15 protein-coding genes are annotated in these 16,266 nt (G+C 47.5%); 9 read left to right on the top strand and 6 right to left on the bottom strand.

What is annotated here, in order from left to right; translation table 11 throughout:
• Positions 1–11: 11 nt before the first annotated feature.
• Positions 12–1,019, bottom strand: a complete 1,008-nt coding sequence (locus IX95_RS18600) for a LacI family DNA-binding transcriptional regulator (RefSeq protein WP_038162953.1) — start codon at positions 1,017–1,019, stop codon at positions 12–14.
• Positions 1,020–1,114: 95 nt separating this feature from the next.
• On the opposite strand from IX95_RS18600, the gene IX95_RS27085 reads away from it, so the two are divergent.
• Positions 1,115–1,423 carry a hypothetical protein gene (locus IX95_RS27085; protein ID WP_436411198.1) on the top strand — a complete coding sequence of 103 codons (309 nt, stop codon included), beginning with the start codon at positions 1,115–1,117 and terminating at the stop codon, positions 1,421–1,423.
• Here the strand turns inward: IX95_RS27085 and IX95_RS18595 are convergent.
• Positions 1,399–2,295, bottom strand: a complete 897-nt coding sequence (locus IX95_RS18595) for a LysR family transcriptional regulator (protein ID WP_038162950.1) — start codon at positions 2,293–2,295, stop codon at positions 1,399–1,401. The two genes, IX95_RS27085 and IX95_RS18595, sit on opposite strands and share 25 nt — an antisense overlap.
• Positions 2,296–2,450: 155 nt before the next feature.
• Between IX95_RS18595 and IX95_RS18590 the strand changes: the two genes are divergently transcribed.
• The 6 genes from IX95_RS18590 to IX95_RS18565 all read left to right on the top strand — a co-directional run bounded on the left by IX95_RS18590 (position 2,451) and on the right by IX95_RS18565 (position 9,704).
• On the top strand, positions 2,451–2,849 hold the full coding sequence (locus IX95_RS18590) for a RidA family protein (RefSeq protein ID WP_006962603.1): 399 nt from the start codon (positions 2,451–2,453) through the stop codon (positions 2,847–2,849).
• A 64-nt stretch (positions 2,850–2,913) separates the two neighbouring features.
• A complete protein-coding gene (locus IX95_RS18585) occupies positions 2,914–4,374 on the top strand; it encodes an aldehyde dehydrogenase family protein (RefSeq protein WP_038162947.1) in 1,461 nt (486 codons plus the stop codon).
• Between the two features lie 66 nt (positions 4,375–4,440).
• Positions 4,441–5,430 carry a membrane dipeptidase gene (locus IX95_RS18580; RefSeq protein ID WP_038162944.1) on the top strand — a complete coding sequence of 330 codons (990 nt, stop codon included), beginning with the start codon at positions 4,441–4,443 and terminating at the stop codon, positions 5,428–5,430.
• 114 nt (positions 5,431–5,544) lie between these two features.
• Positions 5,545–7,146, top strand: coding sequence for a BCCT family transporter (locus tag IX95_RS18575; RefSeq protein ID WP_038162941.1), 1,602 nt, complete (start codon positions 5,545–5,547; stop codon positions 7,144–7,146).
• A 93-nt stretch (positions 7,147–7,239) separates the two neighbouring features.
• Positions 7,240–8,976 (top strand): hypothetical protein, encoded by a 1,737-nt coding sequence (locus IX95_RS18570; RefSeq protein ID WP_038162937.1) that lies wholly within the window; start codon positions 7,240–7,242, stop codon positions 8,974–8,976.
• Positions 8,973–9,704 carry a DUF3726 domain-containing protein gene (locus IX95_RS18565; RefSeq protein ID WP_038162935.1) on the top strand — a complete coding sequence of 244 codons (732 nt, stop codon included), beginning with the start codon at positions 8,973–8,975 and terminating at the stop codon, positions 9,702–9,704. The genes IX95_RS18570 and IX95_RS18565 overlap by 4 nt, the downstream gene beginning before the upstream one ends.
• 42 nt (positions 9,705–9,746) lie before the next feature.
• On the opposite strand, the gene IX95_RS18560 is transcribed toward IX95_RS18565, so the two are convergent.
• The 3 genes from IX95_RS18560 to IX95_RS18550 form a co-directional block, all read right to left on the bottom strand.
• Entirely contained in the window at positions 9,747–11,057 is a 1,311-nt protein-coding gene (locus IX95_RS18560) for a hypothetical protein (RefSeq protein ID WP_038162932.1), read from the bottom strand.
• A 172-nt stretch (positions 11,058–11,229) separates the two neighbouring features.
• Positions 11,230–12,153 carry an AEC family transporter gene (locus IX95_RS18555; RefSeq protein WP_038162930.1) on the bottom strand — a complete coding sequence of 308 codons (924 nt, stop codon included), beginning with the start codon at positions 12,151–12,153 and terminating at the stop codon, positions 11,230–11,232.
• Positions 12,154–12,232: 79 nt separating this feature from the next.
• Positions 12,233–13,105 (bottom strand): LysR family transcriptional regulator, encoded by an 873-nt coding sequence (locus tag IX95_RS18550; protein WP_038162928.1) that lies wholly within the window; start codon positions 13,103–13,105, stop codon positions 12,233–12,235.
• Between the two features lie 178 nt (positions 13,106–13,283).
• Here IX95_RS18550 and IX95_RS18545 point away from each other — a divergent pair, with 178 nt between their 5' ends.
• Positions 13,284–13,841, top strand: coding sequence for a thiamine phosphate synthase (locus IX95_RS18545; RefSeq protein ID WP_081885462.1), 558 nt, complete (start codon positions 13,284–13,286; stop codon positions 13,839–13,841).
• Positions 13,842–13,872: 31 nt separating this feature from the next.
• On the opposite strand, the gene IX95_RS18540 is transcribed toward IX95_RS18545, so the two are convergent.
• Complete coding sequence (locus IX95_RS18540; protein WP_038162925.1) at positions 13,873–15,357, bottom strand: carboxypeptidase M32; 1,485 nt, start codon at positions 15,355–15,357, stop codon at positions 13,873–13,875.
• Positions 15,358–15,623: 266 nt separating this feature from the next.
• Here IX95_RS18540 and IX95_RS18535 point away from each other — a divergent pair, with 266 nt between their 5' ends.
• Positions 15,624–16,238 (top strand): LysE family translocator, encoded by a 615-nt coding sequence (locus IX95_RS18535; RefSeq protein WP_171354491.1) that lies wholly within the window; start codon positions 15,624–15,626, stop codon positions 16,236–16,238.
• Positions 16,239–16,266: the final 28 nt, after the last annotated feature.

The following is a 16,266-nucleotide window of genomic DNA, read 5'->3' as shown; positions in this document are numbered from 1 at the left end:
CCGCTTTTAGTTTAACGGCTGGTGGTGTTTCGCTCGAGCAGTTTCACCGGCACCATCATTTTAACCATACTGGTGTTTTGCTCGTCGATTTGGTCTACCACAATTTTGACACTTTCTCTTGCCAGACGTTTGAAGTCTTGCCTGAACGTCGTTAACTGATAACTCAGCCATTCAGTCTGGGGGATGTTATCGAAACCGATTACCTGCAAGTCTTGTGGAATACGTAAGTTGAATTCGTAGCGAGCAACGTCCATTAATGCCATCGCGAGATTATCCGTTGCACAGAACACCGCATCGGGGCGATCATTCTTTTTTAGCAACTGACGAATATCGTCAAGCGCAGCAGTATAGTCATAGTTTGCTTCAACAACCTGAGGGAGTGTACCGGTTAAATCTTCAAACTCACTACTGAAGCCTTTGTGCCGTTCATCATTGGTAAAGGTAGGCACTTCTCCCGTCAGATAAACTGGATGTTTCACACCACAATCCAATAACAACTGAGCGGCTTGCTGTCCTGCTTCGTAGTTGTCGCTGATCACGTAACTGCTTTTGGTTTCTTCCACCACGCGCGCGTACTGAACGATGGGAATATTAAACTCTTCACACTCTTCATAGAGGCTTTTGTTGAATGTGGCAGAAGCCGCAATCACGCCGTCTACTCGGTACTGGAAAATATTCGGGATAGAATGATTTTCTTTGTCGTCAACTTGCCACGGAATCAAAACTGCTGAGTAACCCAGTTTTTGCAGTTCTGACGAAATGAGCTGCAGGGTTTTCATATGAATTGGATAATCAGCATCAGGAAAAACCAAGCCAATCAGCTTTGATTCGTTGGTTGTAAGACTACGTGCAAACGCGTTAGGGCGGTAATTGAGCGCTTTCGCCGCTTCGTAGACTTTCTGCTTTGTTTTCTCTGACACTGAACTGCCAGGGATAAATACGCGAGAAACGGTCGATTGAGAAACGCCGGCGAGTTTTGCGACATCTTTCGAAGTCACCGTCTGCTTAGTTGAGTTCATGGACCATCATTCATTTGGTAAGAAATTCACAGCAAGCCTAACATAAATAGGTACGTAGTCATAAAAGGAAAAAGCCTTGCTGTAAGAAGTGCAACATGACAAAACTACTGCCTCAATGGATAGCGCCTGAGGTGTTGATGTCGGGGTTGATTCTGACGGCGAGAATCGAGCAAATGGCGCTCAATGTCGGCCTAGAAGCTTTTCAAGCACATCCCAGATGTGACACTGCACGTATTACCAAACTGCGGCCATCTCTCCAGCATGGAGCGGCCAGACGAAGTAGCACGGCGTATATCCCACTGGCTGACACTCAACCAGCCAAAATGGTTTTAGTTCTGGCCCCGCTGATTTTGGCGGGGTTTGTTTTTAGATCAAACAATCACCCCCGACTCTCATCATCCTGATAGTTTAAGTACTCCACACATAAATCGTGAAACGCTTGTGCCTGCGGAGAAATAGTGCGGTCGCTGAGCGTGAAGATACCGATTTGTCTTTCCAATGGCGGGTCGATAAGTGGTATCCATACCAATTTGGTTTCATTGGTAGGGAAGGCCAATTTCGGCAGGGTTGTGACACCGATGCCCAGTTCTAATACGGAAAACAGCGAGGTAATGTTCTCTACCGAGTAGAGGGCTTGCTGACTTAGAGCTCGGGCAGGCGTCGGATCAAGCAAAGTGCAGGTCCCGTTACGAATAAATGGCTGCTTGAGCAATGTTTGCCACTCAATGCCTTCTCGGCTAGTCGCAATCGGATTATCACTCAAACACACCACACCAATCGGATCCGATAATAAAGGCGTGAACGTCATGTTGTCATCATCGAGATGAGACGGGTTTCCCAGTGCTAAATCAACCTCGCCAGAGAGTAATCTCGCTTCGACCCCTGCGGCATTGTCATCGATCAAACTGACTTCTACGTTTGGGTGTTGCTCGCAGAATGCCCCTAAAACGCTCGGAATGAGTTTAGCGGCGACAGAGGGCACACTGGCAATTTTTACCCTTCCTTGCTGGCCGGCTGCAGCAGCTCGCAAATCATTGTCTAGCGCTGTGTAGATATTGAGAAACTGAACGATCTTCGGCAAGCAGATTTCACCAAATGGGGTTAACTTGGCTTTGTTACCCGCTTCGAATAATGCTTGTCCCAATATCTTTTCCAGCTCTTTTATTGATGTGGATAATGCGGCCTGAGAACGGTTGGCGCGATGTGATGCTGCGCGAAAACCGCCTTCTTCGACCACCATCACAAAATGCTTTAATTGTTGAAATTTAATGCTCAACTCGGACTCCTTACCATCCCTTTATTCACCATAGTCTCAGTAAGGTGATAAGTTTTTTTTATCGAATGTAAGAAATTTACCGTTCGATTTATCGTCTGTCAAAGTGCAAGATTTAACTATTGCGAAACAATTTTGTTACAAAAGGTTGAAGGCACGTGAATACTCAAACTCAAAAACACCCAGTCAAAACATCACTGTTCGCCTCTAAGGCTCCTCTGGAATGGGCGATTGTTAATAATGGCACTCTCTATACCGCGCAAATCCCGATTGATGCCACTGGTACTGTCGTGGAAGGGGGTATCGAAGCGCAAACCCGTCAGACATTTAACAACTTGGTGCACACCCTAGAATGCGCAGGCGAGTCACTGGACTCTGTTCTACAAGTGCTGATTTACGTGACTGACCGCGAATATCTCAAAACGGTTAATCAAGTTTACGCCGAGTACTTCAACGCGCCGTACCCAAATCGCGCTGCCATGGTCGTTGCTGGCCTGGCAAGAGAAGAGATGTTGGTGGAGTTTGTCGTTTACGCTTCAGCGAGCCAAGACCAGTAACCCCTTATTACGAATAACAGCCTGATGGCGAGTAAAGCCGTCAGCAAGAACAAAGGAAGCAATCATGACATCATTAAACAACGTTCAAGCCGAAAAATCGCTTTATATTGGCGGCGAATGGCAGTCAGGCATCAATACCGTTGCCAACATTAACCCATCCGACATCAGCGAGAATCTGGGTGATTTTGCTCAGGCGAGTGAAGCTCAGGTTCAACAAGCTATTCAGGCGGCTAAGCAGGCTCAACCTGAGTGGGAAAAAACACCCATCGAGCGCAAGCAGGCAGTACTGCAAGCGATTGGTGATGAACTGATTGCCCGTTGCGATGAGCTAGGAAAGTTACTATCGAGTGAAGAAGGTAAGCCGTTTGCTGAAGGTCGCGGTGAAATCTACCGTGCAGGCCAGTTCTTCCAATATTTCGCTGCTGAAGTGTTGCGTCAGATTGGCGATAACGCTGCCTCCGTCCGTCCAGGGGTTTCTGTTGAAGTGACTCGCGAAGCCGTAGGCGTTATCGCCATTATTTCTCCTTGGAACTTCCCGACTGCAACCGCTGCTTGGAAGATAGCGCCAGCGCTGGCATTTGGTAACAGCGTTGTTTGGAAACCTGCCAACTTGACGCCAGCCAGTGCCGTTGCACTGACTGAAATTATTCATCGCCAAGGGTTGCCAGCAGGCACATTTAACTTGGTATTGGGTAGCGGTTCTCAAGTTGGTAACACACTGATTAATTCAACAGACGTGAATGGTGTGAGCTTTACTGGCTCCGTCGATACAGGGCGCAAAGTGGCGGCGGCAACAGCACCAAACTTTGTTCGCTGCCAGCTTGAAATGGGCAGCAAAAACGCCCTAGTTGTTGCCGATGATGCAGACATTCAAATTGCAGTTGAAGCAACCATCGCGGGTTCATTCTCCGGCGCGGGTCAGAAGTGTACAGCCTCTTCACGTTTAGTGGTGATGGACGGGATCCATGACGCTTACGTAGAAGCGCTGATCAAACGCATGAGCGAACTTAAGGTAGGCCATGCGTTGGAAGAAGGCATCTTTATGGGCCCTGTCGTCGATGGCAATCAGCTAGAGGCAAACTTCGAGTGGATTGAAAAAGCGCGTCAAAGTGGTGCTGAACTAGCGTTTGGTGGCGAGCGTTTGAACCTCAAACACGATGGCTACTACATGTCGCCAACGTTATTCCTCAACACGCAAAACAGCTGGGAAGTGAATCAGGAAGAAGTGTTTGCGCCAATGGCGAGCGTGATTCGAGTTGCTGACTTGGATGAAGCGATTGCCGTCACCAACGATACTCGCTTTGGTCTGACTGGCGGGATTGTGACGCAAAGCCTGCGCACGAGTGCCATCTTCAAACAACAAGCGCAAACCGGCTGTGTGATGGTCAACCTACCAACCGCAGGGACAGACTACCACGTTCCATTTGGTGGCCGTAAAGAGTCTAGCTTTGGTCCTCGCGAGCAGGGTCAGTATGCCAAAGAGTTCTACACCGTAGTGAAAACGGCCTATCAACGTCCGTACTAAGTCTGCATTGGGCAGCCGCTGCGCTGCCCGACATAGAGCGGTTCTAAGAATTATTGAGGAATGGTTATGTACCAACAACGAATCATCATTGATGGACTTCAGTACTGCAACTGGGACAGAGAGTATTTCCAAACTCTCAAGGCCAGTGGAATCACCGCAGTACATGCGACCATTGTTTATCACGAAAATGCACGTGAAACCCTGAGCCGATTTGCTGAGTGGAATTTACGTTTTGAACAAAACTCCGATCTCATCATGCCCATCTACTCAATGGCCGATGTGGAAACCGCTAAGCGACAAGGCAAGGTCGGTATCTTCTTTGGTGCGCAAAACTGCTCGCCAATTGACGATGAAATTGGCCTTATTGAGGTGATGCGCCGCCAAGGTTTGCTGATTATGCAGCTGACCTATAACAACCAAAGTTTGCTTGCGACCGGATGCTACGAGGCGAACGATACGGGCATTACTCGCTTTGGTAAGCAAGCCATCGCGGAAATGAACCTAGTGGGGATGATCATTGATATGTCCCACAGCGCGGAACGTTCGACGCTGGAAGCGATTGACCTTTCTTCCCGCCCGATTTGCATTAGCCATGCGAACCCGAGCTTTGCTCACGATGCGCTTCGTAACAAATCCAACACAGTGATTAAAGCGCTGACCGAGCGTGGTGGCTTGATTGGCTTCAGCCTCTACCCATTTCACTTGCCAAACGGCAGCCAATGTTCACTAGAAGACTTCTGCCAGATGGTGGCGAAAACGGCCGAGCTATTCGGTGTTGAACACCTTGGTATTGGCAGCGATCTATGCCTCAACCAACCACAACAAGTGTTGGAGTGGATGCGCAATGGGCGCTGGTCTAAGGCGATGGATTATGGCGAAGGCTCTGCAAGCAATTCGGGCTGGCCGGATGCGCTGCCGTGGTTTAGCGGAAGCAAAGGGATGGAGAACATCTACAACGGATTAATTCGCCATGGATTCAGTGAGTCCGAGGCGGGACAAATACTGGGTGATAACTGGTTTAACTTCTTGAAAGAAGGACTTGAGCCTATTTCATAAACCTTAACCCAAACATGGAGCAGCCCACCACTACAACTAAAACAAGGTGGGTCGTTGAATACACTCGTGTAGCTGGCCTGATGGCCACTACCGAAAAACTTCTGGAGTCAGCATATGTCTGATTTAACCAATAGCATGAAAGCTGCCGCAATGAACATGGCATCTGACAAATCACAGGCTAAGCACAATACCTCTGCCAATGAAAATTCGCCTGACAAGCTTGGGCTGAGCAATCCCGCTTTCTGGTATAGCGGTGGGTTCATCGCTCTGTTTGTTGCTTTAGCGCTCTATGATGGCGAACTGCTGTCTAATCTGGTCAATGCAGGATTTGGCTGGTCAGTGAAAGTGTTTGGTCCCTATTGGCAGTTGCTACTGCTTCTCACCTTTCTTATTGGCCTTGGGCTCGCTGCAGGGCGAACAGGTAAGGTGATACTCGGTGGCACAACCAAACCCGAAATGGATACTTTCCGCTGGACTGCGATCATTTTCTGTACCTTACTCGCTGGTGGTGGTGTGTTCTGGGCTGCGGCAGAGCCAATTGCCCATTACGTTAGCCCACCACCACTCTACGGCCCACAAGATAACCCTCAACAGTTAGCCGTTAACTCACTGTCGCAATCCTTTATGCACTGGGGATTCCTTGCATGGGCCATTGTTGGCAGCCTTACCGCCATTGTAGTGATGCATCTTCATTACGATAAAGGTCTGCCGCTGAAACCTCGTATTCTTCTCTATCCGGTTCTTGGTGAACGTTCATTAAAAGGTCATACGGGTGCGATCATTGATGCGTGCTGCATCATCGCGGTTGCTGCAGGGACGATAGGTCCAATCGGCTTTCTAGGTCTACAGGTTAGCTACGCGTTAAACGCATTGTTTGATATTCCCGATGGCTTTACCACTCAGCTGATCATTATTCTGTTTGCCATCGCACTTTATACTTTGTCCGCTCTGAGTGGTTTGAATCGTGGGATGCAGATGCTTAGCCGTTACAACGTAATTTTGGCTATCGCCCTGATGATCTACATTCTTCTATTTGGCCCAACGAACTTTATCTTCAACGGCTACATTCAGGGTGTGGGCAGCATGCTCGATAACTTCATCCCAATGGCGACTTATCGTGGGGATGAAGGCTGGCTTAGCTGGTGGACGGTCTTTTTCTGGGGATGGTTCCTTGGCTATGGACCTATGATGGCAATCTTTATTGCGCGCATTTCCCGCGGTCGCAGTATCCGCCAGTTAATCTCGACTATTAGCATTGTGGCACCACTGGCGACTTGCTTTTGGTTCACTATTGTTGGTGGTTCTGGTCTGGCATTTGAAATTGCCGAGCCGGGCAGTGTCAGTAAAGCTTTCGAAGGTTTCAACCTGCCAGGTGCGCTATTGGCGGTTACTCAACAACTACCGTTACCTATGGTGGTGTCGGTGCTGTTCCTTATCCTGACGACGATCTTCATCGTTACAACCGGTGACTCTATGACGTACACCATCAGCGTGGTGATCAGTGGAGAAACCGAGCCTAATGCCATCGTTCGCACATTCTGGGGTGTCGCCATGGGTGTGACAGCGCTGATTCTGATTTCACTGGGTTCAGGCGGAATCTCCGCATTGCAGTCTTTTATCGTGATCACTGCGGTTCCGGTGTCATTGATACTGCTGCCATCACTTTGGAATGCGCCACAAATCGCAATCAAGATGGCGAAGGCACAAGGGTACTAGTGACTACTTATTAACAACTAATAACGTGAACAGTGTGCGGAAATTGTCCGCACACTCCAACCATTCTTACAATAACAACAGGTGGTGAGCAAAATGGATGCACATCGTTCTACTTACACTGAAACATCGCTGCGTAATGCAGAGGTGGTCATGGAGCCAGAAAGGCTAGGAGCTATGCACCAAAATCGAATCAGTTTTGTACGCAGTCTGATTCGTAAAATGGCTAGACAACAATGGCAGGTGAGCCGTCATGATTGGCAACTTTGCCCGCAAGGGTTTGGCCATGTCATTTACCGACTTAACACCCCGCACCATGTTTATCATCTCGTGGTGTTTTGTGATCAGATTGCAGACGAAGAGCGCAATGACAGAGTCATCGCGGAAAGGTGGGATGTCACATTTGCCTTGGTTTACGGTGATGTTGATGTGAGTTTGCTTGAACAGTTGCGTGCCAATGTTCCGCTTCAGGAAGCAGGGCGCAATCCAAACAATGTGCTGGTGTTGGCAAGAGCAAATAAAAGTGTACGAGTGTTCGAACATATTGTCTCGGCGCTGGCTAAAGGCCTTCAACCACAAGGCGAAGAGCTGGCACAGGTGGGTTATATCCTTAGAACAACAGCCGTGTATGGCAACGGTAAGTTTGGGATTGCGGACTTCAAGCTACTGGAGAACAATCCGGACTTCAGTCTGTCCTTCAGTGCGCAGATGTGTGCTGTGTACCTGCTACGTGAGTTCAGTCTCGATTGGGTGCATTACCTTGCACGTCAGCAAGGTGGTGAAAATGCAGTCGAGCTAGACCGAGGGCTACAACGCTATCTTGGCGTCGGCAATGCCACTGGGTTGGGCATGGCGCCTTATTTGATTAATCACCCATGTATCGTTGATCAATGGATGACGGCCCGTGAAAGTGCTTTAGCGCAGGTTCTAGCAAGCCCATGCGATTCGGAGATGCTTGAACCTTTGAGTCAGCTATTGAATAAAGCCATCAAACATTTAGAGCAGGTAGTGACCATCAATCCGCATCAGGATACGTTGAATCAACAGGCGATTGCTGAGCTTACTATTATTCATAAAGATCTGGCGAACATCACCTCACAGCAGCCCAACTGGCAGAGTGTTATGGAGGGTTTGACGACCTACAGTTTGGAAACTCAAGAGATTGTCACTTCTTGTTTGATTGAGCTTTACCCAGAACTAGTTAACGGTTTTGAAGAGCAGATGAACACCGACGAAACGTTGTTTGTTGCTACCGGCAAAAGTGTTGGTGATTTGCTTAGTGTGTTAAACGATAAGTATCGCTGGGCGATTGACGCCGATTACTCGCTGGCAGAAAACAACTATTGGTTCTGGTATCGCTCTCAGGATAAAGAAGAACCGAGACTTGGGGTTCGCGGAGAGGAATCCGGTGAAGACCGAGAGCTGCCGCTTGATATCGGTCGTCAGGTCAACCGCCTGTTTAACGCAGTCTCTCAACAGCCGTGTGAGATGTCACTGGCTCAGTTTCTATTACAACATCCTCAATATCGCTCTGTGGCGCGTCGAGTCTGGACCTTGGGGCATCGCCAGATGGGCGATATTCAGATGAATGTGTTACGCCAAGATGCACTGCCTATGCACTTGCTGCGCTGTAAGCTGTCTTTCTTTGGTGCGACGAAATTTGATCCCCGCTCAGATCGCTGGGTACGGGTGACCTTCTTTCAAGGTGCACCTTTGCTGGACGAAATCGGCTCAGAACAGCACAACGATAATTGGATTTTCCCTTTGATGCCAAGCGAAAGTGAGATCCAGAGTCGTCAGTCGAACAAGGTCCAAGGGGGAAACGCATTATGATCGTGTCACACAATGAGCTGGTTGCAGCAGTCAATAAAGCGTTCTTAGGCGCACGTCGTTTGTGTGGTGAAGCGGACGTTATTGCCAATATGGTGGCCGATTTACAAATGGCAGGGCTGCATGGTGTTCGTCAATTTAATAATGCCAGCCGTTTTCTCGGTTTAGACTCTGACTGCGCGGTGTCGATTTCACAACGTTCTGATGAGAGCCTAGAGGTGGATTTGCACAATAGCAGTGTGGCTTGTCACTTACCTGCCGTGTTGGACTTTGCGCTGGAGAAAATGGCCCAGTCTAAAACCATTACTATTGAGCTTAAGCAGTGCCATAACCGTTGGCTGGCGTATAGCGAGTTAGTGAAGCTGGCAGCTAAAGGTATCGCGTGTCGTGCCCGCTGGACCAATGGAACCAGCCCTAAAAATGTATTGTACGTGTTAAATCGAGGCCAAATTGCACCGGAACTGTATTTCTCAGAGGAGAGCCGTGGTTCGTTAGAAAGTTATCACTCGATGACGATTGAATTAGCGGTAAGTGATTTTGATGTCAGTGCTAGTTCGCAAGGCTACAACGTGTATGTTGATGCTAAGGAGCTCGTCGATGCACAGCAGTCCTCATGGCGAGAGGGTATTTTCGTTGAAGACGAAGAATGGGAATTACTAAAGCAGACCGCGACTGTGTTTCTGGTCGAGAATAGCGAACGTTCAAGGCAGGGTGCCGGAGAGCTGGTCTAATACTGAAAAAGCCAAGGTTAAAACCTTGGCTTTTTCATTCAATCACACATCCAATGGTGGCATGCCATGTAAAGACGCAAGTTGTGAGAGTGAGAGATTGCTTTTCGCCAATGAACTGCGGGAGGCGACTGCTGGTTTTACCGCGGCGGGTTTCACTGCGAATTCGTGTCCATCCAGTATGCCTTTACCCTCCTTGAGTTCATTCAGTCGAGCGTTAACCACGCCATCGGTGCTGGAGAAATCAATTTTGTAACTGCCGACGTACTCCTGAACGTATTTGGTGGAGAGTGATTTAAGCTTATCAATGTAAACTACGGCTTTATCATACTCGCCCTGAGAAACAGCATCTAACTTAGGCGTAAGCAATTGTGCAAACTTCATTGGGTGGCCGACAAAACCACTGCCCATAACGAGTGCGGCAACAATTGGAGTAGTCACCACCGCACTCTGAAACCACTCAGAAAACATCTTGTGATCACTGACCAAGCTGCCATTGGCGGTGCGATTGTGCCACTCTTTTTTCGCACGTTTGAGGACTTTGTCGAGAAGGGCGCGCTGAACAAAAAAGTCGACCAATTTGATAATACGTTCTAAAACAGCCACGATAAGGCTGATGATAGAACCAATGCCGGCGGCAGTGGCTCCCGCGATCCCAGCGACGCTAAGCGCAACACTTTTGATGCCACCTAGAGCGCCAGTTGCAGAGTGGCGAGCCAACGCTTTGGATATAATGCTAGGGTGGCCGCCCAGTAGCTCGACACCACGACCTTTATAGATTTGAGTAATGAGGTCTTTTGATTTCAGAACTGACTTTTTGACTGCTGAATAAAGAGAAGAAGCACTTCTTACATGCCCCCAACCAGGAATCAGATCCGCGAAATTACCGGCAAATTTACTGATCAGCCAGCTCCCAACCTCGGCTAGCCACTCCAGACCATGCAGTAAATCACCATAAACATGGCTGACTTTGTTGAGCAAGGTGCGGAAAAAATCAGACAAAAGGTCTTTGATACCATTCTTCATTGAAGTAGTGACTTCCGCGACTTTTGAAGCGGCTTTCGAAATCTTTTTCGCTGCTTTGCTATTTTTGAGCTTAGTCATGGTCTCAGTGTTGTTGAGTAGGCCCATGGCAGCATCTTTGAAGTCTGTGAAGGGTTCGGTGCCTACAACAAATGCACTAAAAAAGTGTGCATTCGAAATTTTGGCAACTTTAGTAATTTCTGTACTCGCTAACATGTACATGGCGCCCATGCGAGCATCCGCCATTTGTGCAACCTGAACACCGCGCGCAGTATTAGAAGTATTACCAAAGATTTTGTCTTTGATGAGACGTTTAAGTAGTTTGACTTGCATAGAAACCTCCACTTAACGATGTTGAACGCACCGGGTCATCTTTGAACAGACATAGCCGAGGCTTGGGGATGTATTAACTACATTAACGAAAATGAACTCGGTGATCTTCGGCTTTTGATTGAAATTTTATAATTAGAGGTACGACCACTTGGCTTTAAGGGATAACAATTCTTTATCCATAAGTGCTTAGAATATAAAACGTTACAGGCAGTGTAAAGATGGCGAGAAAAGTCTGGTGAGCAATGATAGATGCCATAGCGTGGCTGTTACCGCCGAGCTGTTTTGCAAGAATGTAAGCGGAAGGGGCGGTGGGAACTGCCATCATGATGGTAACAATCGCGAGTATCATGCCTTCAAGCCCAAGCGAAAGCGCGAACACAAAAGTCATTGCTGGTTTAATAAGCAGCTGCATCACAGAAGCAACGACGACCATTTCTTTGAATGATTCATTGCGGTCTGTTTTCAGGGCAGCGCCAATGGCAAGCAGTGCTAACGGTAGTGCACATTTGCCTAACAAACCAAGGGTTACATTGATTTCATCGGGTAGAGACAGCGGGCTTAGATTAATCGTTAATCCAATCACGCAACCAAGAATAAGGGGATTGCGCGATAGGCTGATAAATATCGATTTCCAGCTTTTCACTTCCTGACCATAAAAAGAAAACACCAAAAGACACAGCACGTTTACGGTGATGATGATTACTGACATCGATATAGCGGCGGCAACGATGCCAGACTCCCCAAACAAGTTGTAGACGATGGCCAACGCCACAAAACTATTAAAGCGCACGCCTCCTTGAAATATTGACGTAAAAGACGCTGAGTCAACAGAGCGCACATAGCGTTGCCAGACGATGAGTAAAACACTGCAGGTAAGAAGGACGACAACCAAGACGCTGGCAATGCTGAACCATGGCAGATCATCCAATGGCTTGTTGCCAAGCGAGTAGATTAATAAAGCAGGAGTGAGGAGAAAATAGGTCAACTTGGCCAATTCGTCCCAGAATGAATCGTTAAAACGCATTAAGCGACGAATCAAATAACCTAATAATATGATGAACATGACCTGCAGTAAGGCCGAGATAGCAACTGACATATTTTTCTCCTTTCTTCATTCAAGAGTACAAAGAAAGAAGGTGAGAAAATAATTATGGATTTTTAACAAAAACGTAAAATTAATTTATGGGTAACAACTCATCGAGCAAGACTTGAACTAGCTCTTTTCTGCTGTGATGTTCTCTCTGGTACAACCCCATATTGCGGTGCAGCCTTGGTACACCAAAGGGAACGAGTTTGTATTCTTCTCTTAGCTTGTTCGCTCTGGCTTCTCCTAAAGCCATAACGGTAACTCCCAGTTTTTCCTGCACCATGATCAACGACGCTTGGAGGGAATCCAGTTCCATCACAGTATCTGTGATCAAATTCCTACGTTTGAATTCGTTATCAATCATAGTGCCAGCCCAAGCTCGCGCGTCCAGCTTTATAAATGGGTGGTTTTTGAGTAAATCGCTATCGGAAGTTTCGGCTGTATCCTTATGAGCGACAACGTAAAAAGGTTCTTGCTCTATTGTCGTCCAGCTAAAACCAGTCGGTATCTTCCGTTGTGGTTCAGTAATTAAAACCGCGTCCAATTCTCCGGTCTCAACCCGCTCAGCCAAATCGACTGACATACCTCGAGATACTTTAATCGAGAGCTTGGGATATTGCCGACGAATTGAAGCTAGGGCAGGGCCAAGAGCGCCAACCTGAACGCTAAATACTGCCCCTAACAGTAGCTCGCCGCTGTAGAGGCCGTTTTGACCTAAACCGTCGCCGAGAGAATCATACATTGATAAAATTTGCTCCGCTCGTTGCATGACTTTTTCGCCATCACGAGTTAGAACCAAGTTGCGACCGATCTTCTCAAACAGCTTGGTATCAAGTTCCGTTTCAAGTTGTTTCATTTGGGTACTGACCGCCGCCTGCGTTAAACCTATTTTGTCACCTGCTGCAGAAAAACTGCCGTGGGCAATAATCGCCCGTAAGGTTTTCAACGCTTTGATGGACATAAATAAAGTACTCCAAACTCTAACCAAAAACGACTTTGAGAATAACATAGCTGATTGAGATATTGTCTGAGCTTGCGAGTAGGTTTATGTGGCTGACTCAGATGATAGTGAAACCAAAACGAACAAGTAGTAACATTTCGGCTGTTTCGCAAAATTTGATGAGAGAAAAGAGACGCCAATGTTGTTACCTGCAAAGTACGCCATTACCCGTAATGAGACGAGCCTAGATGAGTTGGCGCAATTACTTGCTTTGCAAAGCGCTGGCGGTTTATGTCAGCTCAGAGCGAAGTCGCACAGTTTATCATCTCTAAAGCAAGTAATTGGCCCCTATGTGAAAGGGATTGTTTTGGTCAATTCTGCTTCCTATGACGGCTCGGATGTAGCTCCTTTTTATGGCGTGCACCTTACGTCGAAAGACCTCTCAGATTTGGCTTTGATTCAGTCGATTCGTCACAGCGGCGCGCAGTATCTGGCGGCATCGTGCCACAATGAGCGGGAGATTGAGCTGGCGAATCAAGCGGGGTGTGACTTCATTACTATTTCGCCAGTGGAAGCGACGAACTCTCATCCTGATGCCACACCGATTGGTTGGCAGCGCTTTGCGGAGCTATCCAAATTGGCCTACATGCCAACCTTTGCCCTCGGTGGGCAAAGTATCCATAAGGTAGAACATGCACAAAGCTACGGTGCGCACGGTGTTTCCGGGATTTCAGACTTTTGGCAGGTTGAGAAGTAAAAAAGGCTGGTGAATTCACCAGCCTTCGAGTTTAGCCTAAGTAACGATTCTTTAGATGATCTTTAAAGAATTGCGCGTTGAGTGTGTCACCTGTTGCTTGCTTCACCAACTCATCTGTTGTGAGTAAGCTTCCTTTGCTCCAGATATTGTCCGATAGCCAGCTAAAGATTGGCGTTAAATCGCCAGCTTGAATGGCTGCATCAACATCGACAGTTTGCTTCATCGCTGCCATAAACTGCGCGGCATACATGGCACCTAATGTGTAAGATGGGAAGTAGCCGAATGCACCGTCGGTCCAGTGGATGTCTTGCATACAACCGTTCTTGAAGTTGTCTTTGGTCGACAATCCAAGGTAAGCCTGCATTTTTTCATTCCACAATTCAGGGACGTCAGTGTGTTTGATCTTACCGTTGATCAGGTCGCGCTCAATCTCGTAGCGTAAAATAACGTGAGCAGGGTAGGTAAGCTCGTCGGCATCAACACGAATGAAGTCTTTTTTCACGCGGGTGTATAGTTTGTGGAAGTTTTCCTGCGAGAATAGAGCTGGGTTATGGCCATCGAAATGCTTGGCCGCAAAACCTGCCAAATGAGCGATAAAGGCGTCGCTGCGCCCGACCTGCATTTCAAAAAATAGCGATTGAGACTCGTGAATACCCATAGAGCGAGCTTCACCAGAAGGTAATCCAGCTAGAGATTTTGGTAGTCCTTGTTCATAACGAGCATGACCCGTTTCGTGTACAATGCCCATCAGCGATTGAACGAACTCGTTTTCGTCGTAGCGAGTCGTAATACGCACATCCGATGGTACACCGCCACAGAATGGGTGCACACTCTCATCCAGACGGCCATGTTCAAAGTCGAACTGCAGTAGCTTCATCACTTCGAGACCAAGTGCTTTCTGCTTGTCTGTTGCGAATTTACCTTCAGGTTGAATAAACTGCTCAGAAGATTGTTTTTCAATCACTTCATCGATAAGTTCTGGCAACCAACTTTTCACATTGCTAAATAAGGTGTCTAGAGAAGCAGAGCTGGTACCGGGCTCGTAAATATCCAACATAGCATCGTATGGAGTGAGTCCGTTTGCGTCTGCTCGGATTTGTGCTTCTTCCTGAGAAAGTTTCACTACCTCAGCCCAGTTCTTCTCGAACCCAACCCAGTCATTGTCACCACGTTGTGTACGCCATGCATGTTCACACTTAGAACCTGCAAGGGATTTAGCTTGCACCAATTCTTCTGGGAGAAGATTGGCTTGCTGCCACTGGCGTTTCAACTCGCGAAGTGTCGCCTTGTCATCTGTATTGAGCGATTCACCTTCGGCTTCTGCAAACCAGTCTGCCAGTTGAGGTTGAGTATGAAGGCCGTGAATATGAACCGAGAGTTCCGCCATGGCTTCAGAGCGAGCTTGGTTACCGCCGCTAGGCATAACCGCTGCTTGGTCCCAACCACAAATAGAAGCAAGGTGGCTGAAATGAGAGATTTTTTTAGAATGTGCTTTGAGTTTTTCGAATGCGCTCATGGGTCGCCTTCCGTGACTATTTAGGGGAAGGAAAGTGTATCAACCTCGCGTAGTCAGACCAAGTACTATCCGGTTACATCCATTGGATTGAGTCCCTGTTAAATCACACTATTTCGAGTATTTAGTGATTTAAATGTTATTGGCGTGTCGGAAAAGAATTCCGTTTCGTTGTTTATTCACAGACGTTTTGATGATAGAAGAGGATTATCAAATGGCCTCGATGAATTCGAGAAGAGGCATAGAAAGGAGTAGATGTGATTAACAATATGGAAGCGTTTCTGATCGCCATTACCATTTTAACGCTAACACCGGGTCTGGACACTGCGCTGGTGCTACGCAATTCTTCCCGAGGTGGAGTGAAAGATGGCGTTGCCACCAGTCTAGGTATTTGTTTAGGTCTGTTTGTCCACGCGACGTTTTCTGCAATTGGTATATCCGCTATTTTGGCTCAGTCGGCAGAACTGTTTAATGCAGTAAAGATGGTTGGTGCCGCTTATCTTATATGGCTGGGGGCGACAACTTTAAGAGAGGTCTGGAAAGGAGATGTGGCTCTGTCGAATATGGAGTCTCATACGCATAATCTGGATATGAAACGCTCTCTTCGAGAAGGCTTTCTGTCAAATATTCTCAACCCGAAAACAGCAGTTTTCTATCTCGCGTTCTTGCCGCAGTTTATCAATCCCGAGGGTTCGGCATTTTTGCAATCCAGTTTGATGGCGGCTATCCACTTTGTGATTGCCATGATTTGGCAGTGTGGCTTAGCAGGTACTTTGAACTCAGCGAAGAACTTGCTGAAAAGCCCTAAGTTTATGCGCCGGATGGAAGCAACAACGGGAGTGGTTCTTGTTGGCTTGGGTGTGAAACTTATGGTGGAAGAATAAAAAACAGCGGCTTTTAAGCCGCTGTTTT

The sequence above is a fragment of the Vibrio sp. B183 genome (assembly GCF_000740665.1).
In the GTDB taxonomy this organism is placed as follows: domain Bacteria; phylum Pseudomonadota; class Gammaproteobacteria; order Enterobacterales; family Vibrionaceae; genus Vibrio; species Vibrio coralliilyticus.
This window is presented reverse-complemented; position numbering and strand designations above follow the sequence as displayed.

Bases quoted from the DNA above. Each gene is read 5' to 3' on its own strand.
- IX95_RS27085 (WP_436411198.1), top strand. From the start codon at position 1,115: ATGACAAAACTACTGCCTCAATGGATAGCGCCTGAGGTGTTGATGTCG.
- IX95_RS18600 (WP_038162953.1), bottom strand. From the start codon at position 1,019: ATGAACTCAACTAAGCAGACGGTGACTTCGAAAGATGTCGCAAAACTC.
- IX95_RS18545 (WP_081885462.1), top strand. From the start codon at position 13,284: ATGTTGTTACCTGCAAAGTACGCCATTACCCGTAATGAGACGAGCCTA.
- IX95_RS18550 (WP_038162928.1), bottom strand. From the start codon at position 13,105: ATGTCCATCAAAGCGTTGAAAACCTTACGGGCGATTATTGCCCACGGC.
- IX95_RS18570 (WP_038162937.1), top strand. From the start codon at position 7,240: ATGGATGCACATCGTTCTACTTACACTGAAACATCGCTGCGTAATGCA.
- IX95_RS18565 (WP_038162935.1), top strand. From the start codon at position 8,973: ATGATCGTGTCACACAATGAGCTGGTTGCAGCAGTCAATAAAGCGTTC.
- IX95_RS18560 (WP_038162932.1), bottom strand. From the start codon at position 11,057: ATGCAAGTCAAACTACTTAAACGTCTCATCAAAGACAAAATCTTTGGT.
- IX95_RS18535 (WP_171354491.1), top strand. From the start codon at position 15,624: ATGGAAGCGTTTCTGATCGCCATTACCATTTTAACGCTAACACCGGGT.
- IX95_RS18540 (WP_038162925.1), bottom strand. From the start codon at position 15,357: ATGAGCGCATTCGAAAAACTCAAAGCACATTCTAAAAAAATCTCTCAT.
- IX95_RS18580 (WP_038162944.1), top strand. From the start codon at position 4,441: ATGTACCAACAACGAATCATCATTGATGGACTTCAGTACTGCAACTGG.
- IX95_RS18585 (WP_038162947.1), top strand. From the start codon at position 2,914: ATGACATCATTAAACAACGTTCAAGCCGAAAAATCGCTTTATATTGGC.
- IX95_RS18555 (WP_038162930.1), bottom strand. From the start codon at position 12,153: ATGTCAGTTGCTATCTCGGCCTTACTGCAGGTCATGTTCATCATATTA.
- IX95_RS18575 (WP_038162941.1), top strand. From the start codon at position 5,545: ATGTCTGATTTAACCAATAGCATGAAAGCTGCCGCAATGAACATGGCA.